Origin of the sequence: Herbidospora sp. NBRC 101105, assembly GCF_030269205.1 — a bacterium.
Taxonomy (GTDB): domain Bacteria; phylum Actinomycetota; class Actinomycetes; order Streptosporangiales; family Streptosporangiaceae; genus Herbidospora; species Herbidospora solisilvae.
Genome location: NZ_BSSX01000001.1, coordinates 182,236 through 204,255 on the forward strand (window position 1 = coordinate 182,236; position 22,020 = coordinate 204,255).

A 22,020-nucleotide genomic window follows, 5' to 3' on the forward strand; every position below is an offset into this window, starting at 1 on the left:
TACGGCCCCGGGTCCCGGGGCCGTACCCGCTCAGGGTTTGGACGGTCAGCCCTTGACGGCGCCCGCGACGAGGCCGGAGACCATGCGCCGCTGCACCAGGAGGAAGAACACGACGACGGGGATCGTCATCAGGGTGGAGCTGGCCATGATGGCGCCCCAGTCGGTGCCCCGCTGTCCGAAGAAGTACTGCAACGCGACGGGCATCGTGTACCCCGACGGGTCGCTCATCAGCACCAGCGCGAAGATCAGCTCGTTCCACGCGGTGATGAAGCTGAAGATGCTGGTCGCCACGAGACCCGGCGCGACCAGCGGGAAGAGCACCTTCCAGAAGGTCGTGAACCGGCTCGCGCCGTCGATCCACGCGGCCTCCTCCAGCGACTTCGGCACGGCCGCCACGAACGTGCGCAGCATCCAGATGCCGAAGGGCAGGGTCAGGCCGACGTTGACCACGATGAGGCCGAGCAGCTGGTCGTACAGGCCCAGGCGCTTGACGCTCAGGAACAGCGGGATGAGCAGCGCCTCCGCCGGCACCATCTGCACGATCAGCAGGGTGATGAGGAAGGAGGTGCGGCCCTTGAAGCGGAACCGCGAGACCGCCGTGGCGGCCAGCAGTGAGAAGACCGCGCCCACCGCCACCGTGCCGAGGGCGACGATCGCGCTGTTGCGCAGGTAGAGCCAGATCGAGTTGCCCGCCACGCCCTGGTCGAGCACCCGGTCGAAGTGCTCGAAGGTGAAGCTCGTCGGGAACGGGATGAACTCCGTGGTGAAGATCTGGTCGTTCGTCTTGAACCCGGTCGAGACCATCCAGTACACGGGGAACATCGCGATGACGAACACCACCACGGCGGTCCCGTTGAGGGCGATCTTCCGCAGCGTCTTACGGGTCTTGGCGGCGTCGCGCGGGCGCCTGGCCTGGGAGGTCGTCAGAGTGGTCACTGCACCTCCTCCGACTTGATCATCTGGCGGACGTAGAACGCGGTGACGATCAGCAGGATGATCGTGAGGATCACCGCGATGGCCGCGCCCGAGCCCATCTTGGGCGGCGGCCGGAAGGCCTCCGCGTAGGAGTACATCGACAGGTTGAACGCCTCACGGTTGGTGGGACCGTTCAGCAGCACGTACAGCTGCGAGAAGACCTTGAAGTCCCAGATGATCGACAGGATCGTCAGGACGGCGAACACGGGCTTCAGCAGCGGGAACGTGATCTTGCGGAAGGTCCTCCAGGGGCTCGACCCGTCGACCCTGGCGGCTTCGTAGAGCTCGTTCGGAATGCTCTTGAGCCCGGCCAGGACCGAGACCGCGACGAACGGGAACGAGGCCCAGACCACCGTCATGATCAGCGCGATGTAGACGGTGAACGCCTCGTTGAGCCACGGTTCGCCGGTCCAGTCGGCCCGCCCGAAGAGGGCGTTGGACAGGAAGTCGGGCAGCAGGTTGAGCGCCCAGTTGACGATCCCGGCCTCGGCGTCGAACAGCCAGCGCCAGATCACGCCCTGCGCGACCGGCGGGACCGCCCAGGCGAACATGATGCCGACGATCAGAATGGTCGACATGCGCTTGCTGAGCTGCTGGAGCAGCACCCCGACCCCGGTACCCACGATCAGGGTGAGCGAGACGGCCACGAAGGCGAAGACGAGGGTGTTGCGAAGCGAGGACCAGAAGATCTCGTTCTCGAAGACCTTGGTGTAGTTCTCCCAGCCGAGCCATTCGGCCGGCTTGGGGTTGACGTCCCGGATCTGCGGCAGCCCGACCTTCTGGAAGGACATGATCCCGGCCTGGATCATCGGGTAGAGCAGCAGCGCTGCCATCACCAGGACGCCGGGGATCAGCAGGACGTACGGGATGAGCTTGGGGTTAAGGCCGGAGGCCTTCTGCGGACGGTGAGAGCGGCGGGGGCGCCCGCTCGGGGCGGAGGCGTGGCCTCCGCCCCGGCGGGCGATCGACGTGTCGGTCATCGTCGCTACTGGTTGAGGATGTCTTCGAGTTCCTTGTTGGCCGTCGCGAGCGCCTCATCGGCCGAGGCCTTGCCCTCGATGACCGAGCGGGCCGCGTTCTGCAGCACCGCCTTGGTCTCGCCCGCCTCGGTCCAGTTCGGGTCGGCCGGGAAGGACCGGGCCTTGGCGAACGCCGCCGCGAACGGGGCCTGGACCGGGTCGCTGGACAGCGAGGCCAGGGTGTCCGGGTAGACCGGGAGGAGACCGCCGTCCTTGGCGTAGCGGTCGGCCCACTGCTTGCTCGTGGCGAGCTTGACGTACTCCTGGGCGAGCTCGGCGTTCTTGGTGGTGCCCCAGACGGCGATGTCGTTGCCGCCGAAGAAGGCCGGGGCCTCACCGCCGGTCTTGGCGGGGAGCGGGAAGAAGGCGAGCTGGTCGGGCTTCACCTTGCCCTTGGAGTCGGTCTCGATGCCGGGGATGTCCCACGACGCGGTCAGGTACATGCCGACCTTGTCGTTGGCGAAGCGGGTGCGGATGTCCACGGTGTTCTGGGTCAGCCGCGACTTGCCCGACAGACCGCTGGTCACCAGGCTCGTGTACGTCTCGAAGCCGGCCTTGAAGGTCGGGTCGGTGAGCTTGCCCACCCACTTGTCGCCTTCCTTGACGGCGTAGTCGCCGCCCTCGGACCAGGCCATGGCGCCGAGGAGGTGGTTGGCGTCGGAGCCGCCGTTGAAGGCGAAGCCGTCGACGTCCTTGCCCTTCTCCTCCTGGATCTTCTTCGCGGCGGCGACGACCTCGTCCCAGGTCTTCGGCACCTCGATCTTCAGCTCGTCGAACCAGTCCTTGCGGTAGAGGACCGCGCGGGTGCCGGCGCCCCACGGGACGGCGTAGACCTCGCCGTCGATGGTCTCCAGGCCGAAGAGGTTCTTCGGGATCTGGGCCTGGTCGCCGGCGCTGGTGAGCGCCGTGATCGGGCTCAGCGCCTCCTGGCTGACCCACAGCGGCACCTGGTCGTTGCCGATCTCGGTGACGTCGGGGCCGGCGCCACCCGCGGCGGCGGCGGTGAACTTGTCGTTCACCTGCGGCCACGGGATCCACTCCAGCTTGACCGTGGCGCCGGTGACCTTCTGGAACTCGGCGTTCAGGTCATCCATGTAGGCCTGGGCCGGCGGGTTCGAGTCGCCGAGACGCCACATGGTCAGCGTCTGACCGGCGAACTTGGGACCGGAGGCGGCGGGGGCCGATTCGGCGGCGGAGGCGGCGGGGGCCGGCTCGGCGGTCTCGCCACCACCACAAGCGGCGACACCCAGGGCGAGGGCGGCGGTGATGCCGGCGATCTTCACGATCTTCACGTTGGGGGTTCTCCCTTCCCGGCTTCTCGTCTAGGCAAGTTGAGGTGTCGGCGGGCCAGGCACCTTGGGGTTGCTGACGGTCGGCGTTTGTGGCACCTCAGAGGCTTGATCGCTTGCCTATGGGGTGACTGCCGTTAAACTAACAAGAAACTTTCTTAAAAAAAACCCGCGTTAGCGGATCGTGACGAGAAGGGAGACAGCGGTGGCCCGACGCCCCGGCACGCCCCGGCTGCTCCGGCAGATAAACGACAGATCGGCCCTGGAGCTCCTTCTCCTGCAGGGCCCCCTCACCCGTGCTGAGCTGGGCGAACTCACCGGACTGAGCAAGGTCACCTCAGGCCAGTTGCTGGCCCGGCTGGAAGATCGCGGATTGGTCACGACGGCCGGCGAACGGGCCGGCGGCCGCGGTCCGAACGCGGCGCTCTACGCCGTCAATCCCGAGTCGGCCTACGTCGCCGGCCTGGAGGTCTCGCCCGACAGCGTGACCGCCGGGGTCGCCGACATCACCGGCCGGGCCATCGCCGAGGTCACCGTCGACCCCAGCGAGGCCCGCGACCCCGTCAAGCTGGTGCACAACGCCCTCTTCCGCGCCTGCGAGTGCGCCGGGATCGTCCTCGACCAGCTCAGCGGCCTGGTGATCGGGACCCGCGGCGTCGTCGACCCCCGCAGCGGGGACGTGCGCTACTCCTTCGACCTGCCCGCGTGGCACTTCGGCGTGCTGGCCGAACTCCGCGCCGACCTGGGCCGGGCGGTACGCATAGAGAACGACGTCAACCTCGCCGCCCTGGCCGAACAGGCCCACGGGGCCGCGCGCGGCCTCGACGACTTCGTCATCATGTGGGCCGGGATAGGGCAGGGCCTCGGCGTCATGCTCGGCGGCCGGCTGCACCGGGGCATCACCGGCGGCGCGGGCGAGATCGGCTGGTTGCCCGTGCCGGGCGAGCCGCTGCCCTCGAACGTGCGCGACCCCCAGTCGGGCTCCTTCCAGCGCCTGGTCGGCGGGGACGCTCTGCACGGCATGGCGCTCGCCCACGGGGTGGGACCGGGGGAGGCGCCCGTGGCCGAACTGGTCGCCAAGGCCGTCGCCGAGGGGAACGGGAGCTTCCTCGACGAACTCGCCGGCCGCCTGGCCGTCGGCGTCGCGGCCGTGGCGGTGGTCCTCGACCCCGGGCTCATCGTCCTGTCGGGCGACGTCGGGCGGGCGGGGGGCCACGAGCTGGCCGCGCGGGTGGAGGACGAGGTGGCCCGCGTGTGTCCGTCGCGGCCTCGGGTGGCGGTGACGGAAGTCGACGGCAACCCGGTGCTCCGGGGGGCGCTGGTGGCCGCCCTGGAGGAGGCGAGGGAACAGGTCTTCTCGGATACGGTCTGACGATGTGACTCCTCCGCCCCCCGGACGAGGCGGCTTCTCGCTGAGCCGCGTTGACGACCGTGCGAAGGGCAAGCCCTGCCCTGAGGATGTTGATCGCCGCGTTGACATCGGCGTGCGCGGTGTGCCCGCACGCCGTACACGCGAACTCTGCCTGCGTGGGGCGGTTCTCCTTCGCGCTGTGCCCGCAGCGGGCGCACGTGCGGGAGGTGCCGGAAGGGTTCACCGAGATCAGCGTGCGACCGGCGCTTTCAGCCTTGTCCGTCAGGATTCTCAGGAACACCCCCCAGCCCGCGTCCAGGATGCTTCGGTTGAGACCCGACTTGGCTCCCACGTTCCGCCCAGGGCGCTCGATCGTGCCGGCGGCCGAGCGGGTCATGCCGGTGATGCGCAGGTCCTCGTGGACGATCACGTCATATGCGCGGACCAGCGTGAGCGCCGCCTTGTGGGCGCCGTCCAGTCGTCGGCGTCGCACCTTGGCGTGCAGCGCGGCGATGCGCGCGACGGTTCTCCGGTGGCGTCCGCTGCCCCGTTGCCTGCGGGTCAGGTCTCGTTGGACCTCGGCCAGACGGTCGGCGGAGGTGACCAGGTGGCGCCGGTTGACGACGTGGTCGCCGTCGGAGGTCGTGAGGAAGAAGGCGACGCCCATGTCGATCCCGGCCGCCGCACCCGTCGCGGGCAGTGGTCGCGCCGGTACGTCGTCGCACGAGAGCACCACGTACCAGCGGGAACCTTCACGCTTCCCGCTGACCGTCTTCACGTGGCCTTCGACCGCACGGTGCCGGTGGACGCGGACATGCCCGACACCCTGGAACCGTACGAACGTGGCGGTGGGGTGGTCGGGCTGGGAGTTCCACCGGCAGCCGTCACCGTCCTTGGGCCATTCGACGGAGTCGAAGCGGCCCCGGCCTCTGAACCGGGGGAAGCCCGGCGTGCGCCCGGCCCTGACCCGGGCGAAGAACGCGCGGTACGCCTTGTCCAGACGGCGCAGAGTGGCCTGCTGGGAGGAGAACGACCAGCGGCCCTGCCCTTCAGGATCGTCCGAGCGGATGTGCTTCAACTCCGCCGACTGGTCGGCGTAGCGAACCGTCACCCCCGCCCTGCGGTAGGCGGTGCGGCGGTGCTCCAGGGCGGCGTTGTAAAGCTGCCGGTGGTCCTCCAGGCACGCGGCGAGTGCGACGGCCTGCTTACAGGTGGGTCGCAGCAGGTACTTGAACGACCTACGCACGGATGCCGCGAGTGGACGGCCGTCGCATCGGCGTGGAAGCAGCCCGGGGGAGTGCGCACTGACGAGTCACAGGATCCTTTTAACAGCACCACGCGTCCGCAAAGCGAGAAACGGAGATCTGATGCGCCAACCTGTCAGGTCAGGGCACGCTCAGGCCCACACGACCCTCCCGTTCCCGGTCCCCTCATCGCTTGAGGCGTGGAGATCATGATGGGTGACGTCATTCTGATCTCCGACCCCCGGGTGACCTCCATACCGGTGATCGATTGCCTTGAGCCGCTCGTCGACGTGCGCGCTTTCCTGCGGGTCGACCTGCGCTTGGCCGACCCGGCGGGGGCGTTCGCGCACCTGCGGGAGGGGGTCGCCGAGCGGCTGCGGCGGGTGGTGCTGCCGCTGGGCGTGCACCTCATGGTCGTCGAGGGCTACCGGCCGGTGGCGCTGCAGCGGAAGTGGTTCGAGGAGTATCGGGAGACGTTGCGCACGACGTTTCCGGACATGTCGAGTGACGAGCTGCACGTGGCGGCGAGCCGGTTCGTCTCGCCCGTCGAGGTCGCGCCCCACACGGCCGGGGCCGCCGTCGACCTGACCCTGTGCGACGACGACGGCGTCGAGCTCGACATGGGGACCGAGGTGAACGCGACGCCGGAGCAGAGCGACGGGGCCTGCTACACGGCGTCGACCGACATCTCCGCCGAGGCCGTGCAGAACCGGAAGGTGCTGGCGACGGCGCTGGAAGCGGTCGGGCTGGTCAACTATCCGACCGAGTGGTGGCACTGGTCCTACGGCGACCGTTACTGGGCGATGACGCGGGGGCGGGAGGCGGCGGTCTACGGGCCGGTCGAGCTCTGACCTCCGGCCCTCGGGGTCGCCCGCCAGCGCAGCGGTTCTCCCGGGGTGGTGGCGACCAGGCGGCCCGCGTGGGCGGTGAACGTCGTCGTGCCCTCCGGGAGGTCGCCCGCCGGGTGCCAGTCGTCCGTCGCGTCCGGGCGGCGGGTGACCAGTTCTCCCCTGCTCGTCAGGGCGTAGAGGCGGCCGTTCATGCCGCTCATCGCCACCGCGTCGCACGGGCCCCGGTCGAGCCACTCCTCGCCCGTGAAGGGCATCGCCCACAGGCGGCCGTCCGCGGTCGCGACCCAGAACGTGCAGTCGGCGATGGCCAGGGCCACGGTTCCCTCCGGGCAGCGGGCCTCGTCGGTCCAGGGGGCCGGGACCTCCACGGCCGCGCGGGAGCGCAGGACGCCGTCGGCGGTCACGCCGTACAGGAGGACGCCTCGGGTGCCCGCCGCCTCGCGCGGGGTGTCGAGGCACGTCACGTCGCCGGCCCAGCCGATGGGGCGCCACGGGAGGTTCTGGGCGCACAGTTCGCGGCTCATCAGCGCGCCGTCGGAGGTCACGCCGTAGAGGACGCGGGCGTCGGCGGCCAGGGCGCGGATGTCGGACGGCTCGCCGATCACGTCCCAGCCGTCATATACGGAACTGAGGCGGGTCATGACGTTGCGGGTGATGCGGTCGACGACCGGGTCGTGGAGGGTGTTGCCCCAGTTCACCGTGGCGGCGTTGAAGACGGTGCCGCGGCCCGAGGTGAACACGCCCATGGTGGCCCAGCCACCCTGGCCGCCGCTGCGCCAGTGGCGCAGGTCGGCGGTGGCGAGGACGGTGAACGACGACGGGGTGCCGTCGCGTGAGGTCACCCTCGGGACGCCGCCCACCTCGACGAACTCGGCCGCGTCGGTCTCGTAGCCCAGCGCGCCCTGGGCGAACTTGTCGCCCTCGGTCAGGCCGGTGCCCTCGAAGACCCAGTGGCCGGCGAAACGGGTGACGTACGACTCCTCGTTCATCAGCGGCATCGACGGGCCCCACGTGCCCGCGCCCGCGCGGAACGACACGCCCGTCAAGCTGTTCTCCGGGCGGCCGACGGCCGACCACTCGGCGGTGACCAGGGACGGGTCGTCGACCGGGTCGGTGAAGGGGTCGCGGTGGCAGACCAGGGTGCGGCCCTCCAGGCGGGCCTGCCACCAGGCGGTGTTGCCGGCGAAGATCGCCATGTTGCCGCCGCGCCGGACGAACTCCTCGCAGGCGTCGCGCATCTCGCGGGTCCAGTATTCGTCGTGGCCGTTGACCACGAGCAGGCGGTAGCCGTCGAGCAGGTCCGGCGACAGGTCGAGGCCGTCGCAGAAGTCGGCCTCGAAGCCCGCCGGGCGCAGCCAGCGCAGGAAGCCGTCCTCCCAGCGTTCGGGGGAGGGGCCGCCGCCCGGGCGGTCGAAGGTGACCTCGGTCGCGCGCGACGGGTCCTCCGTCCAGTAGAGGCCCTCACCCGGGATCCCGGCGCGGTTGTAGGCCTGCCAGGTGCCGAACGGGATGGACACCAGGATGTCCTTCTTCGGCCCGGACGGGGTCACGACGAAGTAGACCTCGTCGTCGCCGGAGACATTCACGCCGGGCAGCTCACCCGTCGCCCTCGGCACCTCCGACGACGGCGCGTCGGTGAAGTGGGCGCGGTAGAGCGAGCTCGGCCAGTCGCCGGGGACGTCGAGGGTCCACACGGGGCCGGTGGCGCGGGTCGTCAGCACGTGGGCGCCCGTGGTGGCGTCGTGGACGTGCACGCCGCTGTCGCCGTCGAGCCGGAACGTCAGCGGGCGGCCCTGGGGGCACGAGGTCGCCTCGGCGTAGGCGATCACCGCAGCGCCGCTTCGACCAGCATCGTCTCCAGCCCGTGCAGGAACCGCTCCATGTCGGCCTTCGACAACCAGCGGGTGTCGGCGGTCACCGACACGTCCATGGTCCCGCTCAGGTGGACGCAGAACCGGCAGTTGAGCTGGTCCTGCGACATCGGCCAGCTCAGCGTGCTCTCGCCGAGCGCCCGGCGGATCAGCGCCTCGTCGCGGTAGACGGGGTTGTCGGCGAAGCGCATGTCGTTGAAGCAGCACCACGGATGCACGAGCGTGCCCCGGTCGGCCGCCACCCTCTCCAGCGCCGCCGACCGGTCGGCGGGATCGTGGTAGGCGCTCCGGTACGCCCGCAGCGCGGCCGGACCCGCCAGGCTCAGCAGCTCGTCGAACCGCACCTTCTCCACGTCCAGGACGAACAGCCCCTCCTGCGACATCGTGGTCACCGCCGTCCGGGTGTCGGCCCGGAACCGGTTGCCCACGATCGGCAGCATCGCCACCGTCTCGTGCCCCGTCATCTCCGACACCAGCGCCGTCACCGCCGTCAGCAGGACCGTCGAGGTGCTCGTGCCGTGCCGGACCGCGATGCGCTGGGCGGCCAGGTCGACGGCGGGGGAGCGCAGCGACGCCCGCCAGACGGGCGGCGACTCCCCGGCGCCCGACGGCACGTGGAACATCGTCGGCGGGATGCGCCGGTGCGCGTCCTCCCAGTACGCCGCCGCGTCGGCCGCCACCCGGCGGCCGGCCGCCGACCCCTGCCAGCGCGCGATGTCCATGGGCTGCGGCGGCCGCGAGGCGGGCGCGCCGCCGCGCAGGAGCAGCAGGCGCAGGTCCCGGATGGCCTGCTCGGCGCCCAGGCCGTCGGCGGCCAGGTGGCAGAACACCAGCACCAGATGGGTGACCTCGCCCGTTCCCGACAGCACCAGCCCGGCCCGCAGCGGCCACTCGCCCGCGTAGTCGAACGGGGTCGCCGCCATCTCGGCCAGCAGCGCCTGGGGGTCGTCGCCGGTCCGGACGGTCAGCTCCCCGCTCGCCTTCAGCGACTGGCCGCCGACGGCGACCAGGGTGCGCAGCGACTCGTGCCGCTCGACCAGACGGCCCAAAGCCCACAACGCCGACGACACCGACGCCGGGCGCGCGCCGAGCGGCAGCACCCGGCCGAAGTTGAAGTAGTGGTCGTCCGGCCGGGTGCGCTCGATCGCCTCCCAGATCGCGCGCTGACCCCACGTGAACGACGCGGCCCCCGTACGCCCGCCCGAGAAGGCGGCCCGCTCCGTCATGCCGGCGACCGGGCGGCCTCGACCCAGGAGGCCAGCCCGTCGACGCTGTCGAGGAACGTCACGTCGCCGCTCAGGTCGACCTCGACGCCGTATTCGCGCTCGATGGCGTCGATGAGCCGCATCTGCGCCAGCGAGGTCACGCCGAGGTAGGCCAGCGGCACGGTCGCCGCCAGCACGTCGGCCGGGGTGAGCTCGCCGTCACACGACTCCGACACCAGTTCGGCCAGTCTTTCCTTCATTCCGCACCTTCCGTTCCAGTCCGACCAGGTCGTCGGGGGTGGCGTCGGGGACCGCGTCGTCGAACCGGGCCAGTCGCCGCGTGAGGAGCGCCCCGATCACGACCAGCAGGATGAATCCGGCGAAGACGGCGTACATCAGGGAGACGTCGCCGAGGAGTTCGGTGCCCACGGGAGCGATGATCCCGACGCCGATCGGGATGGTCGACCAGGCGACCATCTGGTTGAGCGCGAACACCCGGCCGTGGAACCGCTGCGGGACCTTGACCTGGATGATCGTGTTGTAGACGCCGTTGACGAGGGCCAGGCCGAAGCTGACGCCGAACGCGCCGACGCCGACGACGACCAGGTCGTCGCGGAGCGCCACGACGCCGCACGACACGGCGATGACCAAGGTGAGGAGCAGCATGCCGCGCATCCGGCGTCTGGACGGGCCGCCCCACAGGCCCATCGTGAGGCCGCCCGCGACGGCGCCCGACCCGGCCACCAGCGCGATCACACCCGCCTCCTGGACGGTGCCGAACTCCAGCACCAGCGGCGAGTACATCATGAAGACCGGCGACAGGCCGAGCGACAGGAACGCGAAGAAGACGACCATGGCCCGGAAGTAGGGGTTGCCGAAGGAGATCTTGAACCCTTCGGCGATCTCCCGGCCGACCGTCTCCCGGCGGCGCAGCGCCAGCGCGGCCGGGAAGGTCACCAGGGCCAGCACGACGATGGTGAGGACGTGGCCGACGACGTCCAGGACGAGGATGCCGTGCAGGCCCCAGACCGCCATCAGGCCGACGGCCGCGAGCGGCGCGACGAACTGGGCCATGCCGAGCGCCGTCTGGGCGATGCCGTTGGCGTGACCGAGGTAGCGCTTGGGGACCAGCTGCGGCACGGCCGCCGTGAAGGCCAGCCGTTGTGTGGTCAGCGCGACCGACAGCAGCGGGAGCAGCACGTAGAGGGTCCAGACGTGCAGGCCGCCGGTCCACACGAGGACGCCCGTCACGGTCTGCACGGCCAGGGCCGCCGCGTTCCCGCCGATCATCACCGCGCGTTTGGACGACCGGTCGACCAGCGCCCCGGCCAGCGGCGCGGCCAGCACGCCGGGGATGACGGCCAGGACCTGGAGGACGGCGAGCTGGGTCATCGACTGGTGCTGCAGGTAGACCCAGAGGGGCAGCGCGAACTCGGTCAGCGTCGACCCGGCCAGGCAGACCATCTGCCCGAACGCGACCAGCAGGAACCGCCGGACCGAGGGCGCCGGTCCGGCCGATCCGGCCACGGACCGCCTGCGGGGGGGTGATCCGGCCGGGCCTGATGCGGGCGGCCCGGCCGGATCGGCGTCGGCGCGCGAGACGTGGTCAGGGTCGCTCGCGCCCGAGGCCGGGTCCGAGGTGACGATCTCGGCCAGTTCGTCTGGGCGATATTTCAGGAAGTAGTGGCCCGCCTCGTCGATCACGACCAGCCGGGTCCGCTCCGCGATGAAGCCCCACTCCGCGTAGCGCTCCTCGTAGTAGTCCGTCGCGGGGTCGTACTCGCCGACGACGGAGACGACCGGCGCCTTCAGCCTGGGGGCGCCGCTCTCCATCAGGGTGGTGAAGTAGTCCTCGGCGGCGCGCGCGTCGTGGCGCATGTTCCCGATGACGAACGCCTTCTGGGCGTCGTCCAGGTCCGACAGGTCGGCGCCGAGCGCGGTGAGCCAGTTGAGCTGGCCCTTGTCGCTGCGGAACCGCTCCAGCCGGGCCAGCCGGGCCCAGCGCCCGAGCAGGCCCTTGGTGGGCCGGGCGAAGGGGAAGATCCCGCCCAGGTAGACGGTGTCGACCGTGCGTCCGGCCGCTTCGAGGCGGCGGGCGATCTCGACGGTGAGGGCGCCGCCGACGCCGCAGTGGCCGTAGAGGGTGACGGGGGCCTCGATGCGCAGGATCTCCTCGACGCAGCGGCGAGCCACCTCTTCGAGGGGCTGCGACTCCTCGGGCAGGCCCAGGTCGTGGCCGGGGACGGCGACCGACCAGAGCTCCCATTCCGGCGGCAGGGCGTCTGCGAGCGGCTGGTAGACGACCGCGCTGCCGCCGCCGTAGGGGACGCAGACCAGGGCCTTGGTCCCCTGCCCGGTCAGCCGGTAGAGGAGCGGCCTCGGGCCGGACGCCGATCGGGCGACGGCGGCGAGGGCGCGGACGGTCGGGTGCTGGAACAGGTCCATCAGCGCGATCGGCGACGAGCCCTCGGGAAGGGTCCGGCGCAGCTTGGCCACGACCCGGGTCGCGAGCAGCGAGTGGCCGCCGAGGTCGAAGAAGTCGTCGAGCACGCCCACCTGCCGCAGGCCCAGCACCTCGCACCAGGCGGCGGCGACGGCCTCCTCCCACGCGTCGGCCGGGGGCTCGAACGGGACGTCCTCCGGCCGGGTGTCCTCGGGGGCGGGGAGGGCCGCGCGGTCGACCTTGCCGTGGCCCTTCAGCGGGAGCTCGTCGAGGAACACCCAGCGGGTCGGGACCATGTACTCCGGCAGCCGTCCGGCCAGCGTCGCGCGCAGGTCGGCGATGGCGGGCCGGGGGTCGGCGACGACGTAGCCGACCAGTTCGCCGTCGCGGGCGTCGGTGACGGCGTGGGAGACGCCGGGCAGCAGGCGCAGCGCCTCGTCGATCTCGCCGAGCTCCACGCGGTAGCCCCGGATCTTGACCTGGAGGTCGCGGCGGCCCAGGAACTCCAGGTCTCCGGTCAGCAGCCAGCGGGCGAGGTCGCCGGACCGGTAGAGGCGGCCGTACAGGGGGTGGTCGACGAACTTCTCCGCGGTCAGGTCGGGGCGGCCCAGGTACTCGCGGGCCAGCCGGCCGCCGATGCACAGTTCACCCGGCACGCCGACCGGCACCGGCGACAGGTGCCGGTCCAGGACGTGCAGCGACGAATGCCCCAGAGGCCTCCCGATCGGGGTGATCGGACCCGTCGGCGTCACGTCGGGGCAGACGCGGTAGGTGGAGACGCCGACGATGGCCTCGGTCGGGCCGTAGTGGTTGACGACGGGCACCCGGGTGGCGAGGTCGCGGGCGAACTCCCAGCTCGACCCTTCGCCGCCGAAGATGAGCAGCTTGCGCGGCAGGAGGGCGGCGACGTCGTCGGTGTCGGCGGCGAGGGCGCCCAGGTGGGAGGGGGTGAGCTTGACGTAGTCGATGCCGCGCATGTGCCCGGCGAGCTCGGGGCCGGAGATGCGCGCGGGCAGCAGGTGCAGGGTGCCGCCGGTGCTGAGGCACAGGTAGAGGATCGTGATGCCGAAGTCGAAGGCGAGCGACTGGAGCAGGGCGTACTGCGACTCGTCCTCGACCGCGAAGCGCCGCCGGGCGTCGGCGAGGTAGCGGAGGATCTCCCGGTTCTGGACCGCGACGCCCTTCGGCCGCCCCGTCGAGCCGGAGGTGTAGATGACGTAGGCGAGGTCGTCGCCGTCGCCGAGCGGCTCGACGTCGTCGGCCTCGGCGTCACCGATCTCGGTGAGCACGACCGCCGCGCCGGAGTCCTCGATCATGAACGCGCGGCGTTCGCCGGGGTACTCGGGGTCGATCGGCACGTAGGCCCCGCCCGCCTTCAGCACCGCGAGGAGCGCGACGGCCAGGTCGATCGACTGCTCCATGCAGACCGCGACCCGCACACCGGGGCCGACGCCCCGCTCGCGCAGCGCCCGCGCGGTGCCGGCGACCCGCCGGTGCAGTTTCCGGTACGTGATCGCCTCGTCCCCGTGCCGGATCGCCACCCTGTCGGGCGACCGGGTGGAGACGACCTCGGCGAGGGTCTCCAGCGCGGGCGTGACCCGTTCTCCGGGCGTGGTCGACCAGCTCGTGAGAAGCTCCCGCTCGGAGTCCGAGACGAGGCCGAGGCGGGAGACCGGCCGCTCCGGGTCGGCGACGATCGAGCGCAGCAGCGTCTCGAAGTTGGCCGCGAAGCGTTCGACCGTCTCGTGGTGGAACAGGTCGGCCGAGTAGACGAAGAAGGCGTCCAGGCCGTCGCCGGTCGGGGTGATCTCCAGCGACAGGTCGAACTTCGCCTGGTGGAAGTCGGGGTCGACCGGTTCGGCGACCAGTCCGTCGAGGTGGAGGCGGGTGCCGGCCTCGCTGCGCAGGCTGAACTGGGTCTGGAAGACGGGCGTCCGGCTCAGGTCGCGGGCCACGCCGAGGTCCTGCACCACCCGGTCGAACGGCGTCTCCGCGTGGGTGAACGCGTCGATCGCGGTCCGGCGGGTGCGCCTGAGCAGTTCCCGGAAGGTCGGATCTCCGCTCAGGTCGGCGCGGAGCACGACCGTGTTGAGGAAGAACCCGATGAGCTTCTCGACGTCCTCGTCGGGCCGGGCCGCGACGGGGGTGCCGACCGCGAAGTCGACGGCGGCCGTGTAGCGGTGGAGCTGGGTCTGGAAGGCCGCCATGAGCAGCATGAACAGGGTGACGCGCTCCTTGCGGGCGAGCGCGTTCACCTGGTCGGTGAGCTCCCGGGGCAGCCGCCGGGTGACGACCGCGCCCTTCGCGGTGCGGACCCTCGGGCGGGGCAGGTCGGCGGGCAGGTCGAGCACCGGCACCCGGTCGAGCCGGTCGCGCCAATAGGAGGTGTCGACCGGCTGTTCGCGCTGCCTGCGGGCGTGCTCGCCGTACTGCATGGGCAGGTCGGGCAGGTCGCCGCCGGCGTAGAGGGTGGCGATCTCCTCGTACAGGAGCCCGAGGGACCAGCCGTCGCCGGCGATGTGGTGCAACACGATGACGAGCGTCTGGTCGTCGGTCAGAAAGGCCCTGACGACCGGCCCGTTCGCGAGGTCGAACGGCCGGTTGGTGAGATCGGCCAGCGGCACGCCGGAGACGCGTTCGAGGGGGAGCGCACGGTCCTCGACCAGCGCGACCGGGTTGCCGTCGACGGCCGGATAGCGGGTCCGCAGCACCTCGTGCCGCCGCATGACCGTGTCAAGTGCCCGCTGCAGCGCGGCCACGTCGAGATCCCCGACGAGCCGTTCGGTCACACAGATGTTGTACGACGCGTCGTCGGGGTTGAGCTCGTGCAGGAACCAGAGCCGTTCCTGTCCGAGCGAGAGCGGATTGGCCGGTGTGACGGCGAGCATCTTCCCTCAAGTGATCGGACGAATGCAGCACAAAGAGGCCAAACGCCTCAGCCGGGGAAGCTAACTGGAAAGGTTCTTTGCAATTAGCGGACGGCGTCAGTCTGGCATGCCCCGGGCCCGCTCACAAGCTCTAAACGTGCCCAACCCATTGGCTTGTGGGGGCCGGGGACCACTTGTGACGAGCGCCGGGAGCGTGCCACACTGGCGACTGGGCTAACTGGAAAGAATCTTTTCAGTAACGCAGTGCTCGGGCAGTATTCATCCGATCTTTGGGGAGTCCAATGACGCTCTCGGATCTGCTGGCGGCCCGCGCCGCCGCCGAGCCTGACGGCGTCGCGATGATCGTCCACGGCGTGGGGGAACTGACCTACGCCGACTGGGACTCCCGCGCCGGCGGTCTGGCGAACTGGCTGATCACCGAAGGTGTGCGCCCTGGCGAGCCGGTGGGGCTGGTGTTCCCCCACGCCGGGTGGCTCGACTACGCGGTGGCCTTCATGGGCGTGCTGCGGGCGGGGGCCGTCGCGGTGCCGATCTCCGACCGGACCCCGGAGGGAGAGATCCGACATCTTGCGGAACGGGCTGGAATCAGCCGGATTCTGCGCGATGTAACTTTCACGGACCGATCGGTTTCCCCGCTCCCGAAGGTGTCTCCGGCCGACCCCGCCCAGATCCTCTTCACCTCCGGCACCACCGGCGTGGCCAAGGGCGTCACCGCCACCCACGCCAACCTGGCCTTCGGCCTCCACCGCGACCCGCGCCGCCGGGCCTTCCGGCACTCGAAGCACCTCGCGCACGCCTTCCCCATCGGCACCAACGCGGGCCAGATGATGCTGGTGAACGCCGTCGCCGCGCACCCCGCCGTCGTCACGACGGCCGCCTTCACCCCCCGGCGGTTCGCCTCGCTCATCGCGAAATACCAGGCCGGGACGGTCTTCCTGGTGCCCGCCATGGCCATCGAGCTGCTGGCGGCCGGGGTCGAGCCCCTCGACAGCGTGCTGCTGCTCGGGTCGGCCGCCGCGCCGCTGCCCTCGGCCGTGGCGGTGAAGCTGGCCGGCCTCTTCCCGGCCGCGATGATCACGAACTACTACACCTCCACCGAGGCCGCCCCCGCCCAGACGATCATGGTCTTCGACCCCGAACGCCCCGGATCGGTGGGCCGGGCGGCGGCCGGAGGCTCCGTCCGGATCACCACGCCCGAGGGCGCCGTGACCGCCCCCGGGGAGGTCGGCGAGGTGTGGATGCGCTCGCCCGCCGCGCCCCGCGCCTACCTCGGCGAGACCGTGTCCGACACCTTCCGGGACGGCTGGGTGCGCATGGGCGACCTCGGCTACCTCGACGAGGAGGGCTACCTGTACCTGGTCGACCGGACCGGCGACGTCGTCAAGTCGGGCGCCCACAAGGTATCCACCCTGAAGGTCGAGGAGGCGCTGCACGCCCATCCGCTGGTCACCGAGGCCGCCGCCTACGGGGTGCCCCACCCGGTGCTCGGGACGGTGGTGGCGGCGGCTCTGGTCGTACGGGAGGAGATCCCCCTCGCGGACCTGCGGGCGTTCCTGATCGACCGGCTCGCCCCGCACGAGCTGCCGGCCAAGGTCACCACGATGGACGCGCTGCCGCGCAACCGGGGCGGCAAGGTCGACAAGAAGGCGCTGCCATGACCGAGGCGTCGTTCGCGCAGACCGGGATGTGGATCACCGAGCGCATGGGACGGGCTCGGACCGCCTACCACATGCCGCTGGTCGCCGACTTCGAGGGAGAGCTCGACGTGTGCGCGCTGCACGCGGCCTGCGAGGCGGTGATCCGGCGGCACGCGGTGTTGTCGAGCGCGGTCGCCGAGGTCGACGGGCTGCCCGTGATGGTGCCCGGGGAACGTCCGCCGATCCGGCTGACCACCGCCGGCGACCTGCACGAGCTCGTCCGGGAGGAGACCCTCCGGCCCTTCGACGTCGAGAACGGGCCGCTCGCCCGGTTCACGCTGGCCAAGCTGAGCCCTGACCGGCACGTCCTGGTGTTCGTCGCGCACCACCTCGTGTTCGACGGCGAGTCGAAGGACATCCTGGTCAGAGACCTGGCCGACTTCTACAACGGGGAGTCGCGGCCCCGGCTCGGGACGTCGTACGCGAGCTTCGCCGACGGGGAACGGGAGCGGGTCCGCGACGACCTCGACGAGGCCAGGGCCTACTGGTCGGCGCGGCCTCCCGGGGAGCCCACCCCGCTGCCGGGCCTCACCTCGGCCGGACGCGGGGCCGCCGAGGGGGCGGTGCGCACCTTCCGCGCCCGGATGCCCGACGTGCCGGGCGTCTCGCGCTTCGAGCTGTTCCTGGCCTCCGTCCACACGCTGCTGCACCGCTACGGCGATCCGGCCCCGACCGTCGCCGTCGACCTGTCCACCCGCGTGCCGGAGGTGCGCGACAACGTCGGCCTGTTCGTCAACGAGCTGCCCGTCACCGCCACGCCGGAGGGCACCGTCGCCGACGTCGCCCGGACCCTCCACCGCGACCTGCGCGAGATGTACCGCTTCCGGCACGTCCCCTACGCCCGCGCCGTCAGGGGCGTGCGCCCGCGCACCGCCCTCGCCCAGGTCTCGGTCAGCTACCGCAAACGCCGCCCCGACCCCGTCTTCACCGGCGTGAAGACCACCGTCGACTGGGCGGTCTTCAACCATTCCGTACGCAGCGTCCTGCACCTCCAGGCCGTCGACCACCCCGACGGCCTCTACGTGATCATGCAATACGGCGCCGGCTCCGGCACGGAGTCGGACGTCGCCCGGATAGCGGAGGACCTTCTCACCATCATGAACAACCCCGAAAGCCCTGTGGACGGCACCTCACCGGCCGCCGACCTCGACGACGCCGTCCGCGAGATCTGGCAAGAAGTGCTGGGCATCGACGAGATCGGCGACGACGAGGACCTGTTCGACCTCGGCGGGCACTCCCTGACCATCACCCAGATCATCGCCCGCATGCGCAAGCGCCTCGGCGTCGAGGTCCCCCTGGACGTCTTCTTCGACACCCCGACCATCGCGGGCGTCGTCCAGGCCGTCCGCGAGGCGGAACCGGCCGTCAGGTGACCACCGACCTCGACCGGCTCCTGCTCATCCGCCACTTCGAGCACGCCCTGCTGGACCTGTTCGCGAAGGGCGAGCTGAACGGCACCACGCACACCTGCCTGGGCCAGGAGATCGTCCCCGTGGCACTGGCGCCGCTGCTGGGCCCGGACGACCGTGTCTTCAGCAACCATCGCGGCCACGGCCACTACCTGGCCCGCTTCGACGACCCGGCCGGCCTGCTGGCGGAGATCATGGGCCGCGAGGGCGCGGTCTGCGACGGCGTCGGCGGCAGCCAGCACATCCTGCGCGAGGGCTACCTGTCGACGGGCGTCCAGGGCGAGAGCCTGCCGGTGGCCGTCGGCGCGGCCCTGCACCTGCGCGGTTCGGGCGCGCTGGCATGCGCCTACATCGGCGACGGCACGTGGGGCGAGGGCGCGGTCTACGAATCCCTGAACCTGGCCGCGTTGTGGGGGCTCCCGCTGCTGGTCGTGGTCGAGCACAACGGCATCGCCCAGACCACGTTGACCGAGCTGGCCATGTCGGGCACGATCGCGGCACGCTGCGCGGCCTTCGGGGTCGCGCACACGGCCCTGCCCGCCGACGACGTCTCCGAGATCCGGACCGTGCTGACCCCGCTGGTCTCCGCGGTGCGCACCGGCTCCCCGCTGGTGGTGGAGTTCGCCGTCAACCGGCTGGGCCCGCACAGCAAGGGCGACGACACCCGGTCGGGCGTCTCCGAGCTCCGCGACTGGTATCGCGAGATGTCGGACGTGGCCGGTTTCGCGGAGGCGGACGCCCGCGCCCGCGACCTGGTCGGATCGGTCGTCCGTGAGGTCAAGGCACGCCCCCTGTCGACGTGGGGCCGGCACGCCGTGGGGCGGGACGCATGAGAGTCGTGGAGAACCTCAACCAGGCGCTGCACGAAGTGCTCGCCGCGAACCCGAGGGCCTTCCTCCTGGGCGAGGACGTCCTGGACCCCTACGGCGGCGCCTTCAAAGCCACGCGGGGCCTGTCGACGAGCTTCCCGTCGCAGGTCATCACCACCCCGATCAGCGAGTCGGCCATCACCGGCGTCGGGGCGGGCCTGGCGTTGTGCGGCGACACCGCGATCGTCGAGATCATGTTCAGCGACTTCGTCACGCTGGCGTTCGACCAGATCGTGAACTTCGCCGCCAAGTCCGTCTCCATGTACGGCACCCGCGTCCCGATGCGCCTCATCGTCCGCCTGCCCACCGGCGGCGGCCGCGGCTACGGCCCCACCCACAGCCAGAGCCTGCAGAAACACTTCATCGGCGTGCCCGGCCTCGACGTCTACGAGATGTCGCCCCTGCACGACAACCGCGACGTCCTCACCCGGATGATCGCCGCCGAACGCCCCTGCGTCTTCTTCGAGGACAAGGTCCTCTACACCAAGCGCATGCACGAGGTGGACGACCTCTTCACCTGGGACCTCACCGACGGCCTGGCCCGCGTCCACGTCGACACGCCGCCCGACTGCGTGATCATCGCCCCCGGTGGCGTCACCCACCGCGCGCTCGCGGCCATGCGCCGCCTCCTGCTGGAACAGGAGATCGTCTGCACCCTGCTCGTGCCCTCCCGCCTCCACCCCCTCGACGCCGCCCCGCTGGTCGCCGTGGCACGGGAGGCGAAGTCGGTGGTCGTCGCCGAGGAGAGCACCGCCGGGGGGACATGGGGCGCCGAGGTCGCCCACGTGCTGCACCGGGAGTTGTGGGGCGTGCTGCGCAACCCCGTCGCGCTGGCCCACTCGGCCGACAGCATCATCCCGACGGCGGGCCACCTGGAACGTGCCGTCCTGCTGACCGAAACCACCATCCACGACACGGTCCTGGAGTCCCTCAAGTGAAGGTCCCCAAGCTCAACAACAACGACGACACCTACGTCCTGGTCGAATGGCTGGTGGAGACGGGCACCGAGGTCAAGGAGGGCGACCCGGTGGCCGTCCTGGAGACCTCCAAGTCGGCCGAGGAGGTGACGGCCGACGCGACGGGAGTGCTGCGGCAGGAGGTCGCCCTGATGGCCGACTGCGCCCCGGGCGACCTGCTGGCGACCATCGGCGCGTCCGTCCCCGTCCCAGCGCCGATCGATTCTCCCGCCACACCGGAGAGTCACTCCGGCCCGGTGATCACCGCGCCCGCCAGGGCGGCCATGGACGAACTCGGCGTCACCGAGGAGCAGGTCGCCACCCTGGGCGTCAACGTCGTCCGGCGGGCCGACGTGGAGCGGCTGGCAGCCGAGACCGCCACCCCCACCGCCCCGCTGTCGAAGGTCCAGCAGGCCGTCGGCCGGGCGGTCACGCTCTCGCACGCCACGATCCCCGCCGCCTACGCCGTCCTCGACATGCCCCTCGACGAGGAACTCGCCGCCACCCGCCGGCTGACCAAACAGGTCCGCCGCCCGGTCGGCCTGGCCGAGCTGTTCGTCATGGCCGTGGCACGGCTGCACGCCGAGTTCCCGCTGTTCTTCGCCACCCTCGGCGACGACCGCACCAAGGCGGTGCTCTCGGACACCGCCAACGTCGGCGTGACCTTCGACACCGGTGATGGCCTGTACGTCCCGGTCGTGCACGACGCCGGTTCCAAGTCCCTGCAGCAGGTCGCGACCAGGCTGATGGAGTATCGCGTGGCCGCGATGAAGGGCGACTTCAGCGCCGCCGACCTGGCCGACGCGAACATCGCCGTCACCCTCCACCACGACGGCGGCATCACGCTGGCCATCCCGTTCATCTTCCCCGGGACCGCGTGCGCACTGGCCGTCACCGCTCCCCAGGAGGTCCTCTACCTGGACGGCGGCGAGGTGAGAGCGCGGCAGGTGGCGCACATCGGCCTGGCCTACGACCACCGCCTGATCAACGGCCGCGACGCCGCGCTCTTCCTGAAGGCCCTCCAGCGGGAGACGAAGGCGCTGGCCGCTACGGAGTGACGGTCTGCCCGCCCCACTCCTCGGGAGCGACGTCGTCGAGCGTCTCGGAGAAGGTCCACCGGTGACCGGCGAGATCCTCGGCGGCGTACTGCCGCTCGCCGTACTCGAAATCGGCGGGCTCCATGAGGATGCGCGCACCGAAGGCCCGGGCGTGCTCACAGTGCGCCCGGGCGTCTTCCACGCGGACGGTCACCGAATGGGTCACCTCGCCGTGGCGTGGCGGCCTTCGCTCTCCGTGCACGTCACCGACGATCAGCGCCCCGTCGCCGTAACGCAGCTGGGAACGGTGACCGTCACCGATCCGCACCCGCTCCTCGAAACCGAACGCCCCGGTGAGCCAGGCGACGGCTTCCCGGACGTCGGGATAGATCAGGACGGGGATGACCGCGGCTGATGGAATGGAGCGATTGGCTTTCACCCATGGCAGTCAATCGGGGGTGTGTGCCCAGGTCAAGGGCTGTGTGTGGCGATGGGGCGAACCGGCTGCGCCGGGAAGGCCGGCCTTCATCCCGCGACGCCGCATCACAGGCCTGTCCTTTGTTGCGAGCCTTGCGATGGCGCGAACGGGCGGTGTCGCACGCCTGTCACCCGCTCCGAGTTTCGCGGGGGAGTGAACGGTCGCAGACGAGGGGCCCTCAGCTGATTTTCGCGAAGCTGTCGCAGAAGCGCGCGGATCTAGCGATGGTCCGAACGGGCGGTGTCACATGCCCGTCACCTGCTCCGACTTTCGCAGGGGAGTGAACCGGCGCAAACGAGTGGTGCCCAGCAGTCTTCGTGAACCTGTAGCGCAAGCGCGTCAGGTCTCGCGATGGCGCGAAGGAGTGGTGAGGTTGTATCGCACGCCTGTCATCTGCTCCGAGTTTCGCGGGGGAGTGAACGGTCGCAGACGAGGGGC

At 70.9% G+C, this 22,020-nt stretch carries 15 protein-coding genes and 1 pseudogene; 7 read left to right on the plus strand and 9 right to left on the minus strand.

The window, feature by feature from the left end; genetic code table 11:
* Window positions 1-45: 45 nt before the first annotated feature.
* From QSK34_RS00815 to QSK34_RS00825, 3 genes are read right to left on the minus strand one after another with little or no spacing between them, the layout of a single operon-like run.
* On the minus strand, window positions 46-927 hold the full coding sequence (locus QSK34_RS00815; protein ID WP_502875396.1) for a carbohydrate ABC transporter permease: 882 nt from the start codon (window positions 925-927) through the stop codon (window positions 46-48).
* A gap of 5 nt (window positions 928-932) precedes the next feature.
* Complete coding sequence (locus tag QSK34_RS00820) at window positions 933-1,955, minus strand: carbohydrate ABC transporter permease (protein WP_285578796.1); 1,023 nt, start codon at window positions 1,953-1,955, stop codon at window positions 933-935.
* A 5-nt stretch (window positions 1,956-1,960) separates the two neighbouring features.
* Window positions 1,961-3,286, minus strand: coding sequence for an extracellular solute-binding protein (locus QSK34_RS00825; protein ID WP_285578798.1), 1,326 nt, complete (start codon window positions 3,284-3,286; stop codon window positions 1,961-1,963).
* A 202-nt stretch (window positions 3,287-3,488) separates the two neighbouring features.
* On the opposite strand from QSK34_RS00825, the gene QSK34_RS00830 reads away from it, so the two are divergent.
* The gene (locus QSK34_RS00830; RefSeq protein ID WP_285578800.1) at window positions 3,489-4,655 is read left to right on the plus strand and encodes an ROK family transcriptional regulator; all 1,167 of its coding nucleotides are present in this window, start codon (window positions 3,489-3,491) and stop codon (window positions 4,653-4,655) included.
* 91 nt (window positions 4,656-4,746) lie between these two features.
* Here the strand turns inward: QSK34_RS00830 and QSK34_RS00835 are convergent.
* Window positions 4,747-5,880 (minus strand): annotated as a pseudogene (locus QSK34_RS00835) (RNA-guided endonuclease InsQ/TnpB family protein); the annotation flags it as partial.
* A gap of 210 nt (window positions 5,881-6,090) precedes the next feature.
* On the opposite strand from QSK34_RS00835, the gene QSK34_RS00840 reads away from it, so the two are divergent.
* Window positions 6,091-6,729: a M15 family metallopeptidase gene (locus tag QSK34_RS00840; protein WP_285578802.1), complete on the plus strand. Its 639-nt coding sequence runs from the start codon at window positions 6,091-6,093 to the stop codon at window positions 6,727-6,729.
* On the opposite strand, the gene QSK34_RS00845 is transcribed toward QSK34_RS00840, so the two are convergent.
* Genes QSK34_RS00845 through QSK34_RS00860 form a run of 4 tightly spaced genes read right to left on the minus strand, consistent with a single transcriptional unit; the run spans window position 6,708 to window position 15,136 of the window.
* Window positions 6,708-8,558: a N,N-dimethylformamidase beta subunit family domain-containing protein gene (locus QSK34_RS00845; protein ID WP_285578804.1), complete on the minus strand. Its 1,851-nt coding sequence runs from the start codon at window positions 8,556-8,558 to the stop codon at window positions 6,708-6,710. The genes QSK34_RS00840 and QSK34_RS00845 overlap by 22 nt on opposite strands.
* Window positions 8,555-9,826, minus strand: a complete 1,272-nt coding sequence (locus tag QSK34_RS00850; RefSeq protein WP_285578806.1) for a condensation domain-containing protein — start codon at window positions 9,824-9,826, stop codon at window positions 8,555-8,557. The genes QSK34_RS00845 and QSK34_RS00850 overlap by 4 nt, the downstream gene beginning before the upstream one ends.
* Window positions 9,823-10,065 (minus strand): acyl carrier protein, encoded by a 243-nt coding sequence (locus QSK34_RS00855; protein WP_030450823.1) that lies wholly within the window; start codon window positions 10,063-10,065, stop codon window positions 9,823-9,825. Before QSK34_RS00855 ends, QSK34_RS00850 begins: the two co-directional genes overlap by 4 nt.
* Entirely contained in the window at window positions 10,025-15,136 is a 5,112-nt protein-coding gene (locus tag QSK34_RS00860) for a non-ribosomal peptide synthetase/MFS transporter (RefSeq protein WP_285578812.1), read from the minus strand. The genes QSK34_RS00855 and QSK34_RS00860 overlap by 41 nt, the downstream gene beginning before the upstream one ends.
* Before the next feature lie 281 nt (window positions 15,137-15,417).
* On the opposite strand from QSK34_RS00860, the gene QSK34_RS00865 reads away from it, so the two are divergent.
* Genes QSK34_RS00865 through QSK34_RS00885 form a run of 5 tightly spaced genes read left to right on the plus strand, consistent with a single transcriptional unit; the run spans window position 15,418 to window position 21,125 of the window.
* Entirely contained in the window at window positions 15,418-16,794 is a 1,377-nt protein-coding gene (locus tag QSK34_RS00865) for a class I adenylate-forming enzyme family protein (RefSeq protein WP_285578815.1), read from the plus strand.
* Window positions 16,791-18,206 carry a condensation domain-containing protein gene (locus QSK34_RS00870; protein ID WP_285578817.1) on the plus strand — a complete coding sequence of 472 codons (1,416 nt, stop codon included), beginning with the start codon at window positions 16,791-16,793 and terminating at the stop codon, window positions 18,204-18,206. The genes QSK34_RS00865 and QSK34_RS00870 overlap by 4 nt, the downstream gene beginning before the upstream one ends.
* Entirely contained in the window at window positions 18,203-19,075 is an 873-nt protein-coding gene (locus tag QSK34_RS00875) for a thiamine pyrophosphate-dependent dehydrogenase E1 component subunit alpha (protein ID WP_285578819.1), read from the plus strand. Before QSK34_RS00870 ends, QSK34_RS00875 begins: the two co-directional genes overlap by 4 nt.
* A complete protein-coding gene (locus QSK34_RS00880; protein WP_285578821.1) occupies window positions 19,072-20,049 on the plus strand; it encodes an alpha-ketoacid dehydrogenase subunit beta in 978 nt (325 codons plus the stop codon). Before QSK34_RS00875 ends, QSK34_RS00880 begins: the two co-directional genes overlap by 4 nt.
* Window positions 20,046-21,125, plus strand: a complete 1,080-nt coding sequence (locus QSK34_RS00885; protein ID WP_285578824.1) for a 2-oxo acid dehydrogenase subunit E2 — start codon at window positions 20,046-20,048, stop codon at window positions 21,123-21,125. Before QSK34_RS00880 ends, QSK34_RS00885 begins: the two co-directional genes overlap by 4 nt.
* Here the strand turns inward: QSK34_RS00885 and QSK34_RS00890 are convergent.
* Window positions 21,115-21,543 carry a VOC family protein gene (locus QSK34_RS00890; protein ID WP_285578826.1) on the minus strand — a complete coding sequence of 143 codons (429 nt, stop codon included), beginning with the start codon at window positions 21,541-21,543 and terminating at the stop codon, window positions 21,115-21,117. The two genes, QSK34_RS00885 and QSK34_RS00890, sit on opposite strands and share 11 nt — an antisense overlap.
* Window positions 21,544-22,020: the final 477 nt, after the last annotated feature.

Excerpts from the sequence above, each read along its gene's own strand:
- QSK34_RS00820 (WP_285578796.1), bottom strand. The coding sequence starts at position 1,955 with ATGACCGACACGTCGATCGCCCGCCGGGGCGGAGGCCACGCCTCCGCC.
- QSK34_RS00840 (WP_285578802.1), top strand. The coding sequence starts at position 6,091 with ATGGGTGACGTCATTCTGATCTCCGACCCCCGGGTGACCTCCATACCG.
- QSK34_RS00850 (WP_285578806.1), bottom strand. The coding sequence starts at position 9,826 with ATGACGGAGCGGGCCGCCTTCTCGGGCGGGCGTACGGGGGCCGCGTCG.
- QSK34_RS00855 (WP_030450823.1), bottom strand. The coding sequence starts at position 10,065 with ATGAAGGAAAGACTGGCCGAACTGGTGTCGGAGTCGTGTGACGGCGAG.
- QSK34_RS00860 (WP_285578812.1), bottom strand. The coding sequence starts at position 15,136 with ATGCTCGCCGTCACACCGGCCAATCCGCTCTCGCTCGGACAGGAACGG.
- QSK34_RS00865 (WP_285578815.1), top strand. The coding sequence starts at position 15,418 with ATGACGCTCTCGGATCTGCTGGCGGCCCGCGCCGCCGCCGAGCCTGAC.
- QSK34_RS00870 (WP_285578817.1), top strand. The coding sequence starts at position 16,791 with ATGACCGAGGCGTCGTTCGCGCAGACCGGGATGTGGATCACCGAGCGC.
- QSK34_RS00880 (WP_285578821.1), top strand. The coding sequence starts at position 19,072 with ATGAGAGTCGTGGAGAACCTCAACCAGGCGCTGCACGAAGTGCTCGCC.